General features: G+C 64.4%; 1 protein-coding gene. It reads right to left on the minus strand.

Annotation, left to right across the window (positions count from 1 at the left end):
• Positions 1 to 360 (minus strand): phosphopantetheine-binding protein (locus SLQ31_RS29415; RefSeq protein WP_319437727.1); only part of this gene is annotated, 360 nt, incomplete at both ends.

Genomic DNA, 360 nt, shown 5'->3' on the forward strand with positions numbered 1-360 from the left:
ACCTGCTTGATCGAATCAATCCCCAGCTCGGCCTCCATCTCCATGCCCAACCCGAGCATGTCAACCGGATAACCCGTCTTCTCCGAAACAATCGACAACACCACATCACCCACCGGCACCGACGGCAGCGCCGCCGCCGGGGCGGACGCAGGCGCGGCTACCGCGGCGGGCGCGGCGAAGTCGGCAACGGTGTCGACGACGTCCTGCAGGGTGCGCAGGTTGGCCAGCTCCGAGGCCGGAATCTCGGGGGCGCCAGGGAACTTCGCCTGCAATGCCGCCAAAATCTCGACCTGCTTGATCGAATCAATCCCCAGCTCGGCCTCCATCTCCATGCCCAACCCGAGCATGTCAACCGGATAA

Source organism: Mycobacterium sp. RTGN5, assembly GCF_033804465.1.
In the GTDB taxonomy this organism is placed as follows: Bacteria; Actinomycetota; Actinomycetes; order Mycobacteriales; family Mycobacteriaceae; genus Mycobacterium.